The 19,524-nt window shown below is 68.8% G+C and carries 20 protein-coding genes; 16 read left to right on the forward strand and 4 right to left on the reverse strand.

Annotated features, from left to right (window positions below):
* Window positions 1-2: 2 nt before the first annotated feature.
* From MRB58_RS12535 to MRB58_RS12575, 9 genes are all read left to right on the forward strand, one after another.
* The gene (locus tag MRB58_RS12535; RefSeq protein ID WP_244777405.1) at window positions 3-938 is read left to right on the forward strand and encodes an ABC transporter permease; all 936 of its coding nucleotides are present in this window, start codon (window positions 3-5) and stop codon (window positions 936-938) included.
* Window positions 935-1,735 carry an ABC transporter permease gene (locus tag MRB58_RS12540; protein ID WP_244777406.1) on the forward strand — a complete coding sequence of 267 codons (801 nt, stop codon included), beginning with the start codon at window positions 935-937 and terminating at the stop codon, window positions 1,733-1,735. Before MRB58_RS12535 ends, MRB58_RS12540 begins: the two co-directional genes overlap by 4 nt.
* Window positions 1,736-1,739: 4 nt before the next feature.
* Window positions 1,740-3,062, forward strand: coding sequence for a histidinol dehydrogenase (gene hisD, locus MRB58_RS12545; protein WP_244777407.1), 1,323 nt, complete (start codon window positions 1,740-1,742; stop codon window positions 3,060-3,062).
* Between the two features lie 149 nt (window positions 3,063-3,211).
* Window positions 3,212-3,976 carry an ABC transporter ATP-binding protein gene (locus MRB58_RS12550; RefSeq protein ID WP_244777408.1) on the forward strand — a complete coding sequence of 255 codons (765 nt, stop codon included), beginning with the start codon at window positions 3,212-3,214 and terminating at the stop codon, window positions 3,974-3,976.
* Window positions 3,973-4,683 (forward strand): ABC transporter ATP-binding protein, encoded by a 711-nt coding sequence (locus tag MRB58_RS12555; protein ID WP_244777409.1) that lies wholly within the window; start codon window positions 3,973-3,975, stop codon window positions 4,681-4,683. Before MRB58_RS12550 ends, MRB58_RS12555 begins: the two co-directional genes overlap by 4 nt.
* A gap of 12 nt (window positions 4,684-4,695) precedes the next feature.
* Window positions 4,696-5,898, forward strand: a complete 1,203-nt coding sequence (locus tag MRB58_RS12560) for an ABC transporter substrate-binding protein (protein ID WP_244777410.1) — start codon at window positions 4,696-4,698, stop codon at window positions 5,896-5,898.
* Window positions 5,898-6,764, forward strand: a complete 867-nt coding sequence (locus MRB58_RS12565; RefSeq protein WP_244777412.1) for a branched-chain amino acid ABC transporter permease — start codon at window positions 5,898-5,900, stop codon at window positions 6,762-6,764. Before MRB58_RS12560 ends, MRB58_RS12565 begins: the two co-directional genes overlap by 1 nt.
* A 40-nt stretch (window positions 6,765-6,804) precedes the next feature.
* Window positions 6,805-7,749: a branched-chain amino acid ABC transporter permease gene (locus MRB58_RS12570; protein ID WP_244777414.1), complete on the forward strand. Its 945-nt coding sequence runs from the start codon at window positions 6,805-6,807 to the stop codon at window positions 7,747-7,749.
* A 44-nt stretch (window positions 7,750-7,793) separates the two neighbouring features.
* A complete protein-coding gene (locus tag MRB58_RS12575; RefSeq protein WP_244777416.1) occupies window positions 7,794-8,684 on the forward strand; it encodes a cation diffusion facilitator family transporter in 891 nt (296 codons plus the stop codon).
* Window positions 8,685-8,689: 5 nt separating this feature from the next.
* Here MRB58_RS12575 and MRB58_RS12580 read toward each other — a convergent pair whose 3' ends face one another.
* Complete coding sequence (locus tag MRB58_RS12580; protein ID WP_244777418.1) at window positions 8,690-9,184, reverse strand: GAF domain-containing protein; 495 nt, start codon at window positions 9,182-9,184, stop codon at window positions 8,690-8,692.
* Window positions 9,185-9,336: 152 nt separating this feature from the next.
* On the opposite strand from MRB58_RS12580, the gene MRB58_RS12585 reads away from it, so the two are divergent.
* The 7 genes from MRB58_RS12585 to MRB58_RS12615 all read left to right on the forward strand — a co-directional run bounded on the left by MRB58_RS12585 (window position 9,337) and on the right by MRB58_RS12615 (window position 17,124).
* On the forward strand, window positions 9,337-10,554 hold the full coding sequence (locus MRB58_RS12585) for a Xaa-Pro peptidase family protein (protein ID WP_244777420.1): 1,218 nt from the start codon (window positions 9,337-9,339) through the stop codon (window positions 10,552-10,554).
* A 109-nt stretch (window positions 10,555-10,663) separates the two neighbouring features.
* Window positions 10,664-11,899, forward strand: a complete 1,236-nt coding sequence (locus MRB58_RS12590; RefSeq protein ID WP_244777422.1) for an amidohydrolase family protein — start codon at window positions 10,664-10,666, stop codon at window positions 11,897-11,899.
* A gap of 46 nt (window positions 11,900-11,945) precedes the next feature.
* Complete coding sequence (locus MRB58_RS12595; RefSeq protein WP_244781977.1) at window positions 11,946-13,184, forward strand: amidohydrolase family protein; 1,239 nt, start codon at window positions 11,946-11,948, stop codon at window positions 13,182-13,184.
* Window positions 13,181-14,035: an ABC transporter permease gene (locus MRB58_RS12600; protein WP_244777424.1), complete on the forward strand. Its 855-nt coding sequence runs from the start codon at window positions 13,181-13,183 to the stop codon at window positions 14,033-14,035. The genes MRB58_RS12595 and MRB58_RS12600 overlap by 4 nt, the downstream gene beginning before the upstream one ends.
* Window positions 14,035-15,096 (forward strand): ABC transporter ATP-binding protein, encoded by a 1,062-nt coding sequence (locus MRB58_RS12605; RefSeq protein WP_244777426.1) that lies wholly within the window; start codon window positions 14,035-14,037, stop codon window positions 15,094-15,096. The genes MRB58_RS12600 and MRB58_RS12605 overlap by 1 nt, the downstream gene beginning before the upstream one ends.
* Window positions 15,097-15,145: 49 nt before the next feature.
* Window positions 15,146-16,210 (forward strand): PotD/PotF family extracellular solute-binding protein, encoded by a 1,065-nt coding sequence (locus MRB58_RS12610; protein WP_244777428.1) that lies wholly within the window; start codon window positions 15,146-15,148, stop codon window positions 16,208-16,210.
* 35 nt (window positions 16,211-16,245) lie between these two features.
* Window positions 16,246-17,124 (forward strand): ABC transporter permease, encoded by an 879-nt coding sequence (locus tag MRB58_RS12615; protein WP_244777429.1) that lies wholly within the window; start codon window positions 16,246-16,248, stop codon window positions 17,122-17,124.
* Window positions 17,125-17,164: 40 nt separating this feature from the next.
* Here the strand turns inward: MRB58_RS12615 and MRB58_RS12620 are convergent, their stop codons facing one another.
* From MRB58_RS12620 to MRB58_RS12630, 3 genes are all read right to left on the reverse strand, one after another.
* Window positions 17,165-17,938, reverse strand: coding sequence for a siderophore-interacting protein (locus MRB58_RS12620; protein ID WP_244777431.1), 774 nt, complete (start codon window positions 17,936-17,938; stop codon window positions 17,165-17,167).
* 230 nt (window positions 17,939-18,168) lie between these two features.
* Window positions 18,169-18,858 (reverse strand): O-methyltransferase, encoded by a 690-nt coding sequence (locus MRB58_RS12625; protein ID WP_244777433.1) that lies wholly within the window; start codon window positions 18,856-18,858, stop codon window positions 18,169-18,171.
* Complete coding sequence (locus tag MRB58_RS12630) at window positions 18,859-19,314, reverse strand: hypothetical protein (RefSeq protein WP_244777435.1); 456 nt, start codon at window positions 19,312-19,314, stop codon at window positions 18,859-18,861. It abuts the gene before it with no gap.
* Window positions 19,315-19,524 lie beyond the last annotated feature (210 nt).

Raw genomic sequence — 19,524 nt, forward strand, 5'->3', positions numbered from 1 at the left:
ACGTGGCGGGGGCCGTCCATAAGGTGCGCTGGGCGCTCGTCGACATCGTCGAGTGGGTCGCCCGCGTCATCTGGCCGGCCCCGCTGCGCGGCGCGCTGGGGTGGGCGCTGCTCGCCCCGGCGCTCGTCCTCGTCGGCATCCTCGTCATCGGCCTCGGCCAGATGCTGGAGACGAGCCTGCACGAGCTGAATCTCGCCACCTACCGCCTCGGCGAGGCGTACACGGCCGCCAACTACGTCACCGCGCTGGAGCGGCCGGTGACGTGGCGGGTGCTGGCGCGCACGTTGGGCGGAGCGGGGATCGTCACCCTGGTGACGCTGCTTCTGGCGTTTCCCTACGCCTACCTCTTGGTGCGCACCCCCTCGGCGTGGACGCGCAAGATCCTGCTGGTCGCGCTGTTCCTGCCCTTCTTCATCGGCCAGGTGGTGCGCGCCTACGGCTGGCTCATCATCCTCGGGCGCGAGGGGCTGATGAACGACCTCCTGCGCGCCGCCGGTTTGCCGGCGCAGGACTTCCTCTTCGCCTATCCGACGGTGCTCTTCGGCCTGGTGCAATACATGCTGCCGTTCGCGGTGCTTCTCGTCATCCCGGCGTTGACGGCGATCGGCGAGGAGGTGGAACTGGCCTCCGAGTCGCTGGGGGCACGCTGGCCGTCGACCTTCCGCCACGTGGTGTTGCCGATGGCGGCGCCCGGCCTCATCGGCGCCTCGGTGGTGGTCTTCACGTTGACGCTGACGGACTTCGCGATGCCGGAGATCCTGGGCGGCGGCACGCAGGACTTCTTCGCCAGCGCCATCTACGATTCGTTCTTCCAGATCTCCAACGCCGGCCTCGGCGCGGCGCTCTCGATCCTGCTCACCCTCATCGGCAGCGTCATTGTCGCGGCGGTGTTCATGGTGGCGGGGACCGGCACGCTCGGCTTTCGGGGGGCGAAGTGAGGCTCGGCGGCTCGAAGGGCCTCTTCCTCTGGGGCGTGACGGTGTTCTGCGTCCTGATGCTGAGCCTGCCGACGGTCATCGTCGTGGGCGCCTCGTTCACGGCGGGGGAAATCATCGCCTTCCCGCCGCAAGGGTTCTCGCTGCGCTGGTATTCCGAGCTGTGGCAGCTCGCCTCGTTCAAGGCGGCATTGGGGCGCTCGCTGTACGTGTCGCTGATCTGTACCGTGATCGCGATCCCGGTCGGCACGCTCGCCGCGATCGCCCTGTCGCGCTATCGGCTGCGCGCCCGCACCGCCCTCCAGGTCCTGTTGTTGCTGCCGTTCACGATCCCGCTCGTCGTCTCCGGCCTGTCGATGATGATGATGTTCGGCGAGGTGCGCATCCTGGGCAGCCTGTGGCCGGTGGGGCTGGCGCTGTGCATCATCAACCTGCCCTTCATGATCTGGTCCGTCGCCTCGTCGGTGAACGCGATGGACCCGGAGCTGGAGAACGCGGCCGCCAGTTGCGGCGCGCCGCCGGTCTCCGCCTTCTTCACCGTGACGCTGCCGGCGGTGACGCCCGGCGTCATCACCGGGGCGCTCTTGATGTTCATCCTCGCCTTCAACGAGTTCCTGGTGAGCCTCTTCCTCACCGATTCGCGCACCGTCACGCTGCCGGTGGAGATCTACAACTCGATCCGCAGCGTGATCACGCCCGATCTCGCCGCGGTATCGGTCGTCTACATCGCCATCGCGCTGGTGGCGGTGGCGCTGCTCGACTGGCTCGTCGGGCTCGACATCTTCCTCAAATCGAAATGACGTGATGCCTGAAATCAGCGTCCACACGCTCGCCGACCTCACCGCGGGCGCACGCGCCGCCCTGCTTCAGCGTGCCGAGAGCGATCTCGGCCCCTTCCTCGCCAAGGTTGGGCCGATCATCGAGGCCGTCCGGACCGAAGGCGACGAGGCCCTCGCCCGTTTCGGCCGCGACTTCGACAAGGCGGCCGTGCGAGCGGATGCCATCGCCGCCACCGAGGCCGACTTCGACGCCGCTTTCGCGGCCGTCGATCCGGTGATGATTGGCGTGCTGGAGCGGGCGATCGACAACGTGCGCCGCTTCCACGAGGCGCAGATGCCCGAGGAGATGTGGTTCAAGGAGATGTCGCCCGGCATCTTCGCCGGCGAGCGGTCGACCCCGATCCCCTCGGTCGCCTGCTATGTGCCGCGCGGCAAGGGGGCGTTCCCGTCGGTCGTCATGATGACGGCGGTGCCGGCGGTGGTCGCCGGGGTGCCGCGGCCGATCATCATCACCCCGCCCGGTCCCGACGGTGGGGTCGACGCCGCGACGCTGGTCGCGGCCCGGCTCGCCGGTGTCGAGGCGGTCTACAAGGCGGGCGGCGCGCAAGGGATCGCGGCGGTCGCCTATGGGACCGCCACGGTGCCGAAGTGCGTGAAGGTGGTCGGCCCCGGCAGTCCCTGGGTGGTCGCCGCCAAGCGCCTGCTCGCGGACAAGATCGACCCCGGCCCGCCCGCCGGCCCGTCCGAGGCGATCGTCGTCGCCGACGATACCGCGAACGGCCGCGTCGCCGCGCTGGACCTCCTCAACGAGGCCGAGCACGGCCCCGATTCCTCGGCCTATCTGGTGACGTGCTCGCGCCGGGTCGCCGAGGAGGCCGCCGCTGCCATCCCCCGTTACTGGGCCGCGATGGGGGCCGAGCGCGTCGGCTTCAGCCAGGCGGTGCTGTGCGGGCCGCGCGGCGGGATCGTCGTCACCGAGACGATGGACGAGGCGATCGCCTTCGTGAACGACTACGCGCCCGAGCACCTGCAAGTGCACGCCAAGGCGCCGTTCGACTATCTCGGCGCCTTGAAGAACGCCGGCGAGATCCTGCTGGGCGAGCATACGCCCATCGCCATCGGCAACTTCATGCTCGGCCCCAACGCGGTGCTGCCGACCAACACGGCGGCGCTGACCCGCTCCCCGCTCGGTGTCCACGACTATCTGAAGCTGACCTCGATCGGCCATGTGACGAAGGCGGGGTACGCCCGACTGGCGCCCGATGCCTACAAATTCGCCCGCTACGAAGGCTTCGACGCTCACGCCAACGCCGTTTCGGAACTGAGGGATGAAGCTTTTGGTGATTGACGGCGCCTAAAAGTTAGTCAGAAATATCACGTGCGGCATAGGCATGGCAGGGATGCAGCCGGGGTCGCTCCGGTGGCATCCCAGTTGCTTGTACCGCAACGTCACGGATAACCGCGACCGGGATCCGGTGGCGGCGCGAAGGTGTTAGAATGGCAGACCTGCTCTCGGTCGAGGGTCTGACGCGCAGTTTCTACGGCGTCCATGCTCTGCGGAGCGCGGCTTTCACCGTAGCGCCAGGCAGCATCACCGGCTTGATCGGCCCCAACGGTGCCGGCAAGACGACCGCGTTCAACTGCATCTCCGGCGTGATCCCGCCCGAGGCCGGCCGCGTCACCTTCGACGGCGAGGACATCACCGGCTGGCGCCCCGACCAGATCAGTCTGCGCGGACTGGTGCGCACGTTCCAGATCGCCCGCGGGTTCCCCAAGCTCTCGGTGTTCGAGACGCTGCTGCTGCACGGCGCACACCAGCCGGGCGAGCGGCTCGGCACCGCGCTGTTCCGCCCCGGCCGCTGGAAGGCGCGCGAGCGGGAGCTCGCCGAGCGCGCCCGCGGCATCGCTCGCCGGCTGAAGCTCGACCACGTGCTGGCCAACATGTCGTCCGACCTCTCGGGCGGGCAGAAGAAGCTGCTCGAGATCGGCCGCGCGCTGATGGGCGAGCCGAAGCTCATCCTGCTCGACGAGCCGGTGGCGGGCGTGAACCCGTCGCTCGGCCGCGAGATCGCCGAGCGCATCCGCGAGCTGGCGGCCGAGGGGCTGACCTTCCTCATCGTCGAGCACGACATGGCCCTCGTCGGCGAGCTTTGCGACACGGTGGTGGTGATGGCCGAGGGGACGACGCTCGTCGAAGGCACCTTCGAGGAGGTCACATCCGACGCGCGGGTCCAGGACGCCTACCTCGGAAAGCGCACATGACGACGCTCACGATCGACAACGTCGTCGCCGGCTACACCAAGGCCGACATGATCCTCAAGGGCGTGTCGATGACGGCGGACGCCGGCGAGATCGTCGCCGTGCTCGGCCCCAACGGCGCCGGCAAGTCGACCATGCTCAAAGCCGTCACCGGGCAGATCACGGTGCGCGAGGGGCGCGTTTTGGTCGGCGGCAGAGATCTCACCGGACTGAAGCCGCGCGAGGTCGTGGCGAGCGGCGTCGCCTACGTGCCGCAGGAGGCGAACGTCTTCGCCACCATGAGCGTGCGCGAGAACCTGGAGATCGGCGGCACGGTCGACCGCGCACACGTCCGCGCGCGGATCGACGGTCTGTTCGCCCGCTTCCCCGTCCTGGCGCAGAAGCGGCACGACGCGGCGCGCACGCTGTCGGGCGGCCAGCGCCAGCTCCTCGCGATGGCGATCGGCATGATGGTCGAGCCGCAGCTGATGCTGCTCGACGAGCCGTCCGCCGGCCTCTCGCCCAAAGCCGCACAGGAGATGTTCGCCGTCATCCGCGAGATCGCGGCGTCGGGCGTCGCCGTCGTCCTGGTGGAGCAGAACGCCCTCGAAGCGCTCGACATCGCCGACCGCGCCTACATCCTCGCCGCCGGTCTCAACCACGCCGAAGGGACCGGCGCCGACCTCTCCGCCGACCCCGACATCCGCCGCACCTTCCTCGGAATGCACTAAGGGAGCCGAAATATGGCCACGTTCCGTCTGACTCGTCGTCGCGTCCTCGCCGGCATGGGGGCGATGGGCGCCACCCTCGCCGCCCCCGCGGTGCTCCGCGCCCAGGCCGGGCCGATCAAGCTCGGCTCGCTCACCCCGCTGACCGGCGTGGGCGGCAACTACGGCCCGTCCATGCGCGAGGCGATCGCCGGCGTGATCGAGACGGTCAACGCCGCCGGCGGCGTCCTCGGCCGCCAGATCGTCCTCACCTCCGAAGACACGCAGACCTCGCCCGAAGCGGCCGTGCGCGCCGCGCGCAAGCTGATCGACGTCGACGGTGTCGCCGCGGTGATGGGGACCTGGGCCTCCTCGGTGACGACGGCCGTGGCGCCACTGTGCTGGGAGAACCAGACCATGCTCTTCTGCGTGTCGGGCGCCGACTCGATCACGCTGCTGCCGCACCAGGGCTACATCGCCCGCACGCAGCCCAACTCGCAGCTCCAGAACGACGTCGCCACGCAGTTCATGATCGACAACGGCGCGACGCATCTCGGCTGGATCGGCCCGCAGACCCCGTTCGCGCAGGGCAACATCGACAATCAGACCCGCATCGCCGGCGAGAACGGCATGGAGATGGACAGCCTCATCTACGAGGCCGACAAGTCCACCTACCGCTCCGAGGTCGACAGCATCATGCGCGCCGGTCCGGACTTCATCCTGCTGGGCGGCTACACGGCCGACACGACGGTGCTCCTGCGCGACCTCTGGCAGGCGGGCTACGAGGGCAAACTCATCGGCCCCGCCTACGCGGTCAACCAGACCGTGCTCGACGCGCTGCCGGCGGACGTCCTGGAGGGCATCTTCACCTGGGAGCCGGCCCCCGCGATCGACAGCCCCGCCTATGCGGCGGTGCAGGAGATCCTCGGGGTCGAGAGCGTCGACCCCTATTCGGCGCAGTGCTACGACCACGCCAACCTCGCCATCCTCGCCATGGCCGCGGGTGGCGACGCAACGGGCGAGACGATCAAGTCCTCGCTGCGCACCATCAGCCAGGGTGACGGCGAGGCGGTGTACAGCGCCGTCGACGGCCTCAAGATCCTCGCGGACGGCGGCGCGGTGAACTACTCCGGCGCCAGCGGCCCGTGCGACTTCAACGAGGTCGGCGACATCACCGGAACGCAGTTCCTGTTCAAGCGCATCGAGGACGGCAAGGCCGTCGACTTCGCCCGCACCTGATGCTCGACCTTCTCCCCCAGCTCATCGTCAACGGGATCGTGATGGGGACGCTTCTGGCGATCCCCGCCATCGGCTTCACGGCGATCTTCGCTGTGCTGCGCTTCCCGAACTTCTCGGTCGCCTCCCACGCGACCATCGGCGCGTTCGCGGGGTTCGCCGCGAATGTGTGGCTGGGGCTGCCGGTGGAGCTGTCGCTCGTCGCCGCCTTCGTGGTGGCGGCGGCGGTCGGCGTTCTGTCGGACGAAGTCGCCCTGCGGCCCCTGCGGCCGCACGGCGCGTTGACGACGGCGATCGCCTCGATCGCGCTCACCATCGTGCTGGAGAACGCCGTCCGCTTCTTCTTCGGCAACGACTTGCGCGGCTACGATCTGCCGCTGGTGCGCGACTGGCGCATCTGGGGCGTGCGCATCGGCCCGCAGCAGGTGGAGAACCTGCTGCTGGCGCTGGCGCTGATGGTCGCCGTCTTCCTGGCGCTGCGCTACACGCGGATCGGCAAGTCGATGCGCGCCGTCGCCGACAATCCGGCGCTCGCCGAGCTGAAGGGGATCGACCCGGTGATGGTCGGCCGGCTGACGGCGTTCTTCGGCATGGGGCTCGTCGGCGCGGGCGGCATGCTGCTCGGCCTCGGCACGTCGATCGACCCGCTGACGGGCTTCCGCTTCATCCTGCCGATCTTCGCGGCGGCGGTCGTCGGGGGCCTCGGTTCGATCCCCGGTGCGGTCCTGGGCGCGATGGTGGTGGGGCTGGGCGAAGAGCTGTCGCTGATCGTCCTGTCACCCTCCTACCGCAGCGCGGTGGGCTTCTTCGCCATCGTCATCGTGCTCACCTTCCGTCCGCGCGGGCTCCTCGGGGAGCGTGCATACTGATGGCCCGGCCCGTGTCCGCCCGTACCCCGGAGGCTCGCCCATGCTGAGCTACCTCCTCGCCACGCTCACCTTCGCCGGCATCTACGCGATGCTGGCGCTGGGGCTGAACGTGATCTGGGGCATGACGGGGATGATCAACCTCGGCCTCGCCGGGTTCTTCGCCGTCGGCGCCTACGTGTCGGCGCTGGTGAGCATCGCCGGGGTGCCGATCCCGCTGGCGGCGCTCTGCGCGATGGCGGCGGCGGCCCTCGTCGGCGGCCTCCTCTCGCGGCTGACGTTGAAGCTGCGGGGCGACTACCTCGCCATCGTCACGCTCGGCTTCGGCGAGGTGGTGCGGCTCTTCGCGGCCAACGAGATCTGGCTCACCAACGGTTCGGACGGGATCTCCGGCATCCCCGGCCCGTTCCGCAGCGAGCTGACGCCGTTCGAGTTCAACGCCCTCTTCGCGGCGATCACCGTGGTGCTGGTCGCCGTCGCCTGGTTCCTGTCGCGCCGGCTGCGCGTCAGCCCCTACGGCCGTGCGCTGCGGGCGCTCAGGGAAGACGAGACGGCGGCCGCGGTCGCCGGCAAGCCGGTGCGGCGCATGAAGGTTGAGGCGTTCGCGTTCGGCGCGGCGCTCTTGGGCCTCGGCGGTGTCCTCTACGCGCACTTCACCAGCTACATCGCGCCGGACGTGTTCCGCCCGCTGTTGACGATCTACATCTTCCTGTCGCTGACGGCCGGTGGCACCGGCAACGCGACCGGCGCGGTCGTCGGCGCCGTCATCGTGATGGGGATCCTGGAGGGGAGCCGCTTCCTGGAGGGGATGATCCCGCACCTGTCCGGCGCGCAAGGCGCGGCGCTGCGCGAAATGGTGATTGGCAGCCTCCTCATCCTCATCATGCGGATCCGCCCGACCGGCCTCCTCGCCGAGCGTCCGCCCAAGCCGCCGGGCGACGTCGCCGCCCCGGCCGCGGCCGCCCGGTCCGGTGCGGGCGGTGGGTAATGCGGCGCGCGCTACGATGGCCCAGCTTTCAGGAGCTGCAGCTCGTGTCCATCGTGCTGTCCTCGGTGATCGCCGGGCCGCAGCTGGTGGCGGCGCTGGGGTCGACGTCCATCGGGCTGATCGGCGACGCGGTCTTCACCTTCATTTACATCCTGTTCTCGCTGCTGGTCTTTCTGACGACGCGGGCGGCGCGCCACTCCTGCGCGCTCATCTTCCCCTACGGCGCGGGCAAGATGGAGGCGATCGCCAGCTCCATCCTCGCGGTGTCGTTCACGCTGTTCGGGCTCGCCATCGGATCGGCGAGCCTCTACCGGCTCGCGGATCCGCCGCAGCCGGAAGGCGTCTTCGCGCCACTCCTCATCACCGGCGTGCTGATGGCGCAATCGGCCGGACTCTACGTCGCGTCCATTCCGTTGGCCAAGGAGCCGTCGGGCGCGGTCAAAGCGTGGCGCCGCGCCCAGCTGATCGACGCGCTGGGGCTCGGCACGACGATGATGCTGGTGTCGCTCGCCGCGGTGGTGCCGGGGCTGGCGATCGGCGATCCGCTGGCCGGCTGTATCGTCGCGGCGGCGATGTTCTATACCGCCTACCAGACCTTCCGGGCCGCGTTCTGGGAGCTGGCGGACCGGGCGCTGGAGGAGGAGGTGCAGCTCCTCATCCTGCGCAGCCTCGCCGACAGCTTCGACGCGTTCGACACCATCCTGGCGATCCGCACGCGGCGGTCGGGCGGCGTACCGATCATCGAGATCACGCTGGGGTTCCAGCCGGATCGCGAGTGGGGCGCGATCGTGGCGCATTGCGCCGCGGTGCGCCGCAGCGTGCTGGGCAATGTGGAGGGGGCGAGCGTCTCGGTCCTGCCGGCGACGCCGGAGCTGGCCGGCTCGTGGGGCGAGCGCGGGCCCGCCCCCGACTCATCGGCCACGGTGGCCGGCTGATGGATCTACGCGGCCAGCGCTTCGCCCCATTGCCGCTCGACGAGGAAGGCAAGCGCGGCCGGCAGCCGCATCGCCCTCGCCGTCTCGATGCGCTCGGGCGTGTAGTGCCCGGCCTCGTGCAGCAGATTGATCGAGCCGATCACCTCGCCCGCGACGACGATCGGCACGTTGAGGCAGCTCTCGCAGCCGAGCGAGAAGATCAGCTCGTAGTCGTAGAAGCCGGCCTCCACTGCGGCGGGCCCGTCGCTGAGGATCGGCTCGCGCTCGCCCATCATGCGCGCGGTGATGATCGTGTCGGACATCTTCTTGGTGCCCTTCACCGGGTAGGCGTCCGGCATGGTGGAGAAGCTGCGGCGCAGGAGGCCGGCGCTCTCGTCGATCGTCAGTGCGGTGAAGAGCTTCACGCCGATCTCCTCGGAGACCATGTCGCTCAGCGCCTGGAAGGCGACTTCGGGCTGGCCGGGCATGGCGACCGCACGGGTGAAGGCGTCGAAATTCATGAAGCATCCTCTCGGCTTGGGTGGCATCGCGCCGTCCGGTCGGAGTGGGCCGGACCGGATATCTATTCGGCCGCGGACGCGTGCGCGTCCACTCTTTCCATCACAACGGAGCGAACGATGAGAACGGCTGAGACCGCGCGGACGGGCCCCCGATGACGCTGGGTGTGGGAGGCTCCTCCGCGGCGGCCGAACTCGACGCGATGACGTCGATCACCACCGGCATCGCGCCGATCGGGATCGACGAGCACCTCGACCGGGTGAAGCGGGCGCAGGCGCTGATGAAGACGGAGGGCATCTCCGCCCTCTACCTCGATACCTCGCCCAACCTTTTCTACTTCACCGGCATCAAGCTCTCGCCGACGGAGCGGCTGCACGGGGCGATCATCCCGGTCGAGGGGCCGGTGACCTACCTCAGCCCCGCCTTCGAGGAGCCCAAGACGCGCTCCATGCTGAAGTTCGGCGACGATATCCGCGGCTGGCAGGAGCACGAAGACCCGACCGCGCTGGTCGCCGACACCATCGCCTCGCTCGGCTACGAGAGCGGCGTGGTCGCGGTGGACCCGGCGACGCCCTTTTTCACGTTCGACGGCCTGCGCCGGGCCGGCAACCGCTACGAGTTCCTCAACGGCAACGCCGTCACCGCCGCGCTGCGCGCCGCGAAGACGCCGGCCGAGGTGGCGTTGCTCGCGGCGGCCAACAAAGTCTCCGAGGAGGTGCAGAAGGCGGCCGCGCGCATCCTCCACGTCGGGATCACCACCACCGCGGTCGGCGCCTTCGTGCAGGAGGCGCACCGGCGCCTCGGCGGCGTGCCGACGCCGTATCCGCCGCTGATCCTCTTCGGCGAGGCGACGGCCTACCCGCACGGCGTCGACTACCCGCAGACGCTCGAGGACGGCGATATGGTGCTGATGGACATCGGCGGCTGGGTCGGCGGCTACCGTTCCGACATCACCCGGAGCTACGTGTTCGGTGAGCCGAGCCCGCGCCAGCGCGAGATCTGGGAGCTGGAGAAGAAGGCGCAGGCGGCCGGGTTCGCCGCAGCCCAGCTCGGCGCGCCGCACCATGCGATCGACGATGCCGCTCGCGGAACGATCGAGGCGGCGGGCTTTGGCAAGGATTATGCCTTGCCGGGACTGCCGCACCGGACGGGCCACGGGATCGGCCTCGAAGTCCACGAGGAGCGCTACCTGGTTCGCGGCAACACCGCGCCGCTCGAGGTCGGCAACTGCTTCTCGATCGAGCCGACGATCTGCATCTACGGCGAATTCGGCATCCGATTGGAGGATTGTGTGACGATGACGGAAGAAGGCCCAAGGTGGTTCTCCGGCCCCTGCCACACCGTCGACGATCCGTTCGGTTACGAGGCATAAACGCGCACAAAAGAATGGCATGCCAAAGCCTTGATCATGTACTATTGCTGCCACATGATCGCGCCGCGGCACACCAGACCGGCGCTTACTTCTGATTGGAGACCGCTCGTTGGGGCAGATCCTCTTTAAAAACTTCGCCATGCTCGACCCGACGAAGGACGACATCCTTCCCGGCCACGAGCTTCTGGTCGAGGATAAACTCATCCGCGAGGTGTCGGACAAGCCGATCACGGCCCCGAACGCCACCGTCGTCGACTGCGCAGGCGGCACGTTGATGCCGGGCCTGATCGACTGTCACGTCCACGTCATGCTGGCCGAGGTGTTCATCAGCCGGCTGGAGACGATGCCGCTGACGCTCATGACCGCCAACGCCATGGCGGCGCTGCGCGGCATGCTGGACCGCGGCTTCACCACCGTGCGCGACACGGGCGGAGCCGATTGGGGCATCAAGGCGGCGGTCGACCAGGGCTACTGCGCCGGGCCGCGCCTCTTCATCGCCGGTCGCGCTCTCGGGCCCACCGGCGGCCACTCGGACATGCGCCGCCGCACCGATCCGGGCGCGCTCTGCCCCTGCTGCAACGCGCTCGCCTTCGTCATGGGCGTCGCCGATGGCAAGACCGAGGTCCGCAAGGCCGTGCGCGAGGAGATGCGCCAGGGCTGCGACCACGTGAAGATCATGATGTCGGGTGGTGTCGCCTCGCCGTTCGACCCGCTGGACTCGATGCAGTTCTCGGTCGGCGAGGTCGCCGCGGCCGTCGAGGAGGCGAATGCCTTCGGCCGCTACACCTGCGCCCACGCCTACTCGCCCGAGGCGATCACCCGCGCCGCCCACGCCGGCGTGCGCACGATCGAGCACGGCAACCTGATCGACGACGCCTCCGCCAAGCTGATGGCCGAGAAGGACATGTTCCTCGTCGCCAACCTCGTCGCCTACTACGCGATGAAGGAGAAGGCGTCCGAATACGGCATGTCGGGCGAGATGCTGGAGAAGAACGACCTCGTCATCGAGGGCGGGCTGAAGTCGCTCGAGATCTGCAAGAAGGCCGGCGTGCCGGTCGCCTACGGGTCGGACCTCCTTGGACAGCTCCAGGTCGACCAGAGCCGCGAGTTCGAGCTGCGCTCCAATGTCGTCCCCGCGCTCGACATCGTGCGTTCGGCCACCACCATCGCCGCCAAGGTGCTGCGCCAGGACGGCAAGCTCGGCTGCCTCGCGCCCGGCGCCTTCGCCGATCTCCTGGTGATCGACGGCGACCCGCTGAAGGACCTCTCCCTGTTCGGCGGGCAGGGCCAGCACATGAGCGTCATCATGAAGGACGGCGCCTTCCACAAGAGGACACTGCATTGACCCGCGCTGACGTGAACCACTCCATGGAGGCACGGTCGTGAGCGAGATGTTCCTCTTCAAGAACCTGCGGCTGCTCGACCCGGCGTTCGACGAGCCGCGCGGCGGCTACGAAGTCCTCGTCGAGGGCGAGAAGATCCGCGAAGTCTCCGACGGACCGATCTCGTCCGACACCGCCACCGTGGTCGACTGCGGCGGCAAGGTGCTGATGCCGGGCCTGATCGACTGCCACGTCCACTGCATGCACGACGAAGTCTACATGCGGCGGATGGAGGACGTGCCGCTGACGCTCGCCGCCGCGCGCGGCGCCAAGCGCATGAAGGCGATGCTGGACCGCGGCTTCACCACCGTGCGCGACACCGGCGGCACCGACTGGGGCATGAAGGCGGCGGTCGAGAAGGGCCTCATTCCCGGCCCGCGCCTCTTCATCGCCGGCCGCTCCATCGGCCCGACGGGCGGGCATTCGGACGGTCGTGGCCGCACCAATCCGGGCTTCTCCTGCCCCTGCTGCAACACCGCCGCTTACCTCAGGATCGTCTGCGACGGCGAGGAAGAGGTCCGCAAGGTGGTGCGCGAGCAGATGCGCCAGGGCTGCGACCAGGTGAAGATCATGGCCTCCGGCGGCGTCGCCTCGCCGAACGACCCGCTCGATTCGCTGCAATTCTCGATCGAGGAGATCGAGGCGGCGGTGGAGGAGGCGGAGGCCTTCGGCCGCTACGTGTGTGCCCACGCCTACTCGGCCGAGGCGATCACTCGCGCCGTCTCCCACGGCGTGCGCACCATCGAGCACGGCAACCTGATCGACGCGGACGCCGCCAAGCTGATGGCCGAGAAGGGCGCCTACGTGGTCGCCAACCTCGTCGCCTATGTGGCGATGAAGGAGCGGGCGGCGAGCTTCGGCATGCCGGCCGACATGCTCGAGAAGAACGACATGGTCCTCGAAGGCGGCTACAAGTCGCTGGAGATCTGCGAAGCGGCGGGCGTGAAGGTCGCCTACGGGTCCGACCTTCTGGGCGCACTCGCCGAGGAGCAGAGCCGCGAGTTCTCGATCCGCACCGAGGTGCAGAAGCCGATCACGGTGATCCGCGCCGCGACGACGATCGCCGCCGAGGTGGTGCGCCGTCCGGGCCGGCTCGGCACCGTGGCGCCCGAGGCCTGGGCCGACCTCATCGTCGTCGACGGGGACCCGACCCGGGACATCAGCCTGCTCGAAGGGCAGGGGGCGCACCTGTCGGCCATCGTCAAGGGCGGGGCGTTCTACAAGAACCGCCTCGGGGCGCCGGCTTGAGCGCTGGTGCGCCAACCGCGACGCGCGCCGCGCGCCGGCCGTGGCTCCGGCTGCGGCCGGGGCGCTGGGCTCTGAAGGGCGCGGCGCTCGTCGCCTTCGTCTATATCCTGACTCCGCTCATCTTCATCACCTGGCTGTCGTTCTACGCTCAGGAAATTCCGTCCTATCCGCCCGAAGGCTATTCGCTGCGGTGGTACGGTCAGGCGATCCAGAACGACCGCTTCATCGACGCGTTCATCATCAGCGCCGAGGTCGGCGTCGTGGCCACGCTGATCGGCCTGATGGTGGCGCTGCCGGCGTCCATCGGGCTGTCGCGGCTGAAGTTCTTCGGCCGCGCCGGGGTCAACAACCTCCTCCTCATGCCGCTGATCGTGCCGGGCATCGTCCTCGGCTTCGCGATCTACGTCATGTACGTGGAGATCGCGATCTGGCTGCAATGGCCGGTGCTGAACTCGTTCGGCGGCCTCGTCTTCGGTCACGTCCTCCTGGTGATTCCGTGGATGGTGCGGCTCATCATGGCGAGCCTCGCCGGGTTCGACCGCACGCTCGAAGAGGCGGCGCAGAACCTCGGCGCCAACCGCTTCACGACCTTCCGGCGGGTGACCGTCCCCGGCATCCTGCCGGGCGTGGTGGCGGGGGCGATGTTCGGCTTCGTGTCGTCGTTCGGCAACCTGGAACTCTCGCTGTTTCTGGTCGGTCCCGGACGCACCACCTTGCCGATCGCCATCCTCCAGTACCTGCAGTGGAAGATCGATCCGACCATCGCGGCGATCTCCGTCCTGCAGATCCTCATCATCGCGGTCGCCATGCTGATCACCGACCGCTTCGTCAAACTGTCGCGAGTGGTCTGATGGCGCGCCTTGAACTCGAGAAGCTCACCAAGCGCTACGGCGAATTCCATGCGGCGCGCGACGTGTCGCTGGATGTGGCGGAGGGCGAGTTCGTCGTCCTCCTCGGCCCGTCGGGCTGCGGCAAGACGACGACGCTGCGGATGATCGCCGGCTTCGTCGAACCGACCTCGGGGTCGGTGCGCATCGGCGGCAGGGACGTCACCTTGTTGCCGCCGTGGAAGCGCAACACCGGCCTCGTCTTCCAGAATTACGCGCTCTTTCCGCACCTCACGGTCGGCCAGAACGTCGCCTTCGGGCTGGAGATGCGCAAGGTGCCGGCGGGCGAGATCGGCGGCAAGGTCAAAGAGGCGCTGCGCCTCGTGCAGCTCGGCCACCTGGAGGACCGGCTGCCGCGCCAGCTCTCCGGCGGCCAGCAGCAGCGCGTCGCCCTGGCGCGCGCGCTCGCCTTCCGCCCGGACGTCCTGCTCCTGGACGAGCCGCTCTCCAACCTCGACGCCAAGCTGCGCAACGACGTGCGCGTGGAGATCCGCAACCTGCAGCAGCGCCTCGGCATCACCACGGTGATGGTGACGCACGACCAGGAGGAGGCGCTCACCATGGCCGACCGCCTGGTGGTGATGCGTTCCGGCGCGATCCGCCAGATCGGCACCCAGCGCGACCTCTACGAGCGCCCGGCCGACCATTTCGTCGCCGACTTCGTCGGCCGGTCTAGCTTCCTTTCCGGCACCATGTCCGGCGACGAGCTGCGTACCGACGGGGGGCTGACGATCCGCTGCGCCAAGTCGGTGTCCGGGCCGGCGGTGGTCGCGGTGCGGCCGGAGCGGGTCTTCGTCGGCTCCGAGGCCATCAGCGGGCAAGACAACGCCTTCAAGGGCGAGGTCGAATTCGTCTCGTACCTCGGCGGCATGATCGACATCCACGTGCGCCTGTCGCCCGAGGACCGCGTCATCGCCCAGGTGCCCAATCACGACACGTCGCTGCCCGAGGTGGGCGAGACCGTGCACGTCGGCTGGGCCGCGACATCGGCGGTGTTCCCCGCCGATGCGGAACTTCGCGAGTGAGCGCCCAGCGGTTGGCCGGGCTCAACCACAAAAGAGGAGAGAGTGAGCAGTGACCAAGTTTGACAAGGGGATCGGCCGCCGCGGCGTGCTGAAGGGAATGGCGGCGACGGCGGGCCTGTCGACGTTGGGGATGCCCTCCATCGTGCGCGCGCAGTCGGCCGGCACGGCGGTGGTCGGCACCTGGGGCGGCGACTATGCGCGCCTGCTCAACAAGAACATCGAGCAGCCTTTCCTGATCGACAAGGGCTGGGAGGTCCTCCAGGACCAGGCCGGCGACCCGGAGCGCCGCGCCAAGATGATGGCCGAGCGCCGCCTGCCCACCGGCACGACCGACGTGCAGGGCCTCAACGGCCCCAACATGTACCAGGTCTTCGAGCTCGGCCTCACCCAGGAGATCGACTACTCGAAGATCCCGAACGCCGAGAACCTCATCCCGTCGATGAAGTACAAGTACGGTGTCGGCCACATCTATTCGGCGATGGTCCCGGTCTACAATCCGGACATCATCCCCGAGGACGAGGCGCCGACCAGCTACGCCGACGTCTTCAATCCGAAGTGGGGCGACAAGCTCGGCATCATCGACATCCAGTACCAGTACACGATCGTCGCGGCGGCGCTGGCCGCCGGGGGCGGCGTCACGGACTTCGAGGCCGGCAAAGAGCTGCTGATGAAGGTCCGCGAGGCGGGCGCGCGGATCTACCCGACCAACGAGGCGTTCGCCCAGGGCATGAAGGCCGAGGAGATCGGCATCGGCATCATGTGGAAGGCGCGCGTGGTGCAGTGGCAGAACGCCGGCATCCCGGTGAAGGCGGCCTGGCCGTCCGAGGGTGCGCTGTCCTACGTCTCCGGCTTCGTGGTGCCGAAGAACGCGCCGCACCCGGAGGGCGCCTGGGCCTACCTCAACGCCATGCTGGAGCCGGCCGCGCAGGAGAACTTCGCGATCGACATGGGCTACAACCCGACCGTGACCAACGCCGAGGTCGCACCCGACCTCAACGAGCGCATCGGCTTCAAGCCGGAGGAGATCGAGCAGCTGAACTCGATGGACTTCGGCGCCATGCTCGACGCCGACGTCGAGTTGAAGAACTGGTGGGATCGGGAGTTCAAGGCTTGATCCTGGCCACGGCCAAACTGCGGGGGGCGGCCTGAATGGCCGCCACCTTCTCCGATACGGGGCCGCGCGGGGGACGTCTCGTCCTCAGCGCGAGCTCGCTGATCGGCCCGGCGACGGTCATCGTGGCGCTGGGCGTCATCGGCCCGCTGCTGATCCTGTTCCGCTACAGCCTCAACGACTTCGATCCGCGCATGCTGATGATCGACGCGTTGACGCCGAAGAACTACGTCGAGTTCTTCACCGACAGCTACTTTCTCGGCGTCTTCTTCGTGACCCTGCGGGTCGCGCTGATGACGACGGCGATCTGCCTCCTTCTCGGCTTCCCGCTCGCCTACGTGCTCGCCCGCACGCAGACGCGGTTCAAGAACCTCTTGCTGATCGCGGTGGTGATCCCCCTGTTCGTCGGCAACGCGGTGCGGGCGGCCGGGTGGATGACGCTCTTCGGCAGCCGCGGCTTCCTGAGCGTGACGCTGATGGACCTCGGCATCACCACCGAGCCGACGGAGATCATGTTCACCGAAGGGGCGGTGATCATCGGCATCATCGCGGTGAACCTGCCCTACATGGTGCTCACGTTGCAGAGCGTGCTGGAGGGCATCAACCGCAATCTGGAAGAGGCCGCGTTCAGCCTCGGTGCCGCGCCGCTGACGATGTTCCGGCGCGTGCTGTGGCCGATGGCGCTGCCCGGCATCGCCGCAGGCTCGATCCTGACGTTCATCCTGGCGATGAACGCCTATGCGACGCCGGTGCTCTTGGGCGGTCCCGAGTTCCGGATGATGGCGCCGGTGGTCTACAGCCAGTTCCAGCTGAACAACTGGCCCTCGGCGGCGGCCGTCGCCTTCGTCCTGATGGGGACGACGCTGGTGCTCACCATCGTCGCCAGCACCGCCACGCGTCAGCGCTTCCGCGACTGACGCGGTCCCGGCCGCGGCGCCCGGCGCCGCGGCCGGGACCTCAGGCGGCGTCCTCGAGGTTCTTCACCGCGCCGTCCGCGCGGCCCGCCGCCCAGTATCCGGACGCCTTCATCCAGGTCTTGCGGTGGCCGCGCTCCAGGATGTGGCGGCGGATGGCACGGGCGACCTCCGCCTCCGCGGCGACCCACACGAAGGTGTCGTGCGCGATCTCCATCGTCTCCAACGCGGCGAGGTAGGGGGCGGGATCGGCGGCCGCGCCGGGGTCGCGGTGCAGCCACCGGGCGGTGAGCCGGGCGGCCGTGGCGAAGGTCTGCTCTTCGGCGGGACCGGCGACGGCGACGAGGCTGGTGACGGGCGTTCCGGGGCCGAACTCCTCGATACGCCGGCCGATGGCCGGCAGCGCCGTCTCGTCGCCGATCAGCAGCCACCGCGCGATCGCATCGCCTTCGATGACGGCCGAGCCGCGCGGCCCGCCGACCAGCACAGTGTCACCGGCGCGAGCGGTCCGCGCCCAGGCGGCGGCCGGGCCGGCGTCATGATCGACGAAGTCGATCACGAGGGCACCGGCCTCGGTGTCGAAGTGGCGCGGGGTATAGTCGCGGCCGACCGGCTCGCCGTCAGCGCCGGGGACGAAGACCTTGAGGTGGTCGTCCGGCGATGCGCTGGCGAAGCTGGCGAGCGAGGCGCCGGAGAGGGTGACGCGCACCATCGCCGGCGTGATCCGCTCGACGGCGCTCACGGTCAGCTCGCGGCGCATCATCTCGTGGCGGACGCGGCGGATGGTGGGATCGTTCGAAGCCCGAGGGTCTTCCATGTGAGGTCATCCGTGGGTTTCGGTTGACCGGCCCGAACGCAGCGAAGCAGACGCACGGGGCCGGCCAGCCGGGGCTGTCGGTTCCGTGCGTTGGTTCACGTTAACGCTTACGGCCGCGGCGCAATGCGCCGCCGACCCCCTTCATGTGGTGCCGTTCGCATGCCCGATCAAGCGCTTGGCGGCACGAGCCCGAGGCGCCAGGAACCCGAGGCGCGGCGGATGGGCCGGAGCTACGGCCGGGGCCGGCGCTCGGTTGGCCGTGGCGCGCCGTGGTCGGTGGGGTGCGGCTTCTCGCCGGAGATACCGGGGTCGTACCGGCTCAGCTCGACCCCCGCGCCCAACGGCAGCATCACGCTGGTGAAGCCGGGCGTCGCCCGCAGCGCGGCGGCATAGCGCTGGCCGCTGGTACCGAGCGGGTCCAGCTTGTGGTCCGCGACCACCAGAGCGCCGGCCTTCAGGCGTGGCAGGAGCGCCTCCAGCGCCTCGACGAGGAGATCCGGCCGCAGGCTGATGAAAACCAGATCCAGCTTGTCCTCGAGATCGGTGATCATGGCTAGCGCGTCGCCGGTCCAATAGTCGATCACGTCGTCGAGCCCGGCCTGCTCGGCGCGAACGCGGGCGAACTCGGTCTTCTCCGGGTCGAGGTCCATGGTGATGAGGCGCCCGTCGACCGCCGCGGCCGCCTCCGCCAGCCATAGGCCGCAGTAGCCGTAGGAGGTGCCCAGCTCCAGGATCACGGGGCGTTGGTAGCCGCGCACGAGGAGGTTGAGGAAGCGCCCGGTGGTCGGCCCGTCGGAGCGCATGCGCATGTCGGGCGGACGTTGGTCGGGGTCCGTACGGGCGCAGCGGGCGCGGGCGAACTCTTCGTGATAGGTTTCGAGCACGGCGTGAAACGCCGAGACGCTCATGGCGCGGCCCACTCAGTCGTTCTCGAAGCCGATGAGCCGACCGGCACGGTCGAACTCGGCCTTCACCGCGCGACCGTCGATCGTCCATCCCTCGACCTCGACCTGGCCGGTCTCGCTCCGGTCGATCTGCGTGAGCCTCGTGATGTGGGAGAGCTGCGGATAGGTTCGCGCCGCGCCGGGCACGAAGCGGTCCACCAGCGCGAGCGGGAGCGTGGCATGGTGGCCGCGCACTTCGATATCGTCGACACCGCGCGGGGTGTAGTGGGCTTCGAAGCGGGTGCCGTCGTACAGCGTGCCCCAGACTTCGACCTGCCGCTCACCGTCGACGTGTCGTCCCTCGAGGTTGAGCGGGATGCTGCGCAGGAGCTCCGGAAGGTCGGCCGGCGCGGCATGGGCCGCCCCCACCGCGGCGACCGCCAAGCAGACACCGAACGCTACCGGAAATTGTGAGATTGCCTTCAACGCCATCGTGCTGCCTTGAAACATCCATCGTCGCATCGGCAGAAAAGCAATGCGCATTTGCGCATTCCTCGAGCTATGAGACCCGACCGCGCAATCTTCGGAACGTCCGAGCGGCCTTCCGAGTGCATCATGTCTGGTTGTGTCGATATTTCAACTTTAAAATTGTTCATACGGCATCGACCGGACCAAGCCTCGCAGCAGGACCAGTTCTCTACG

The organism is Acuticoccus sp. I52.16.1, from assembly GCF_022865125.1.
In the GTDB taxonomy this organism is placed as follows: domain Bacteria; phylum Pseudomonadota; class Alphaproteobacteria; order Rhizobiales; family Amorphaceae; genus Acuticoccus.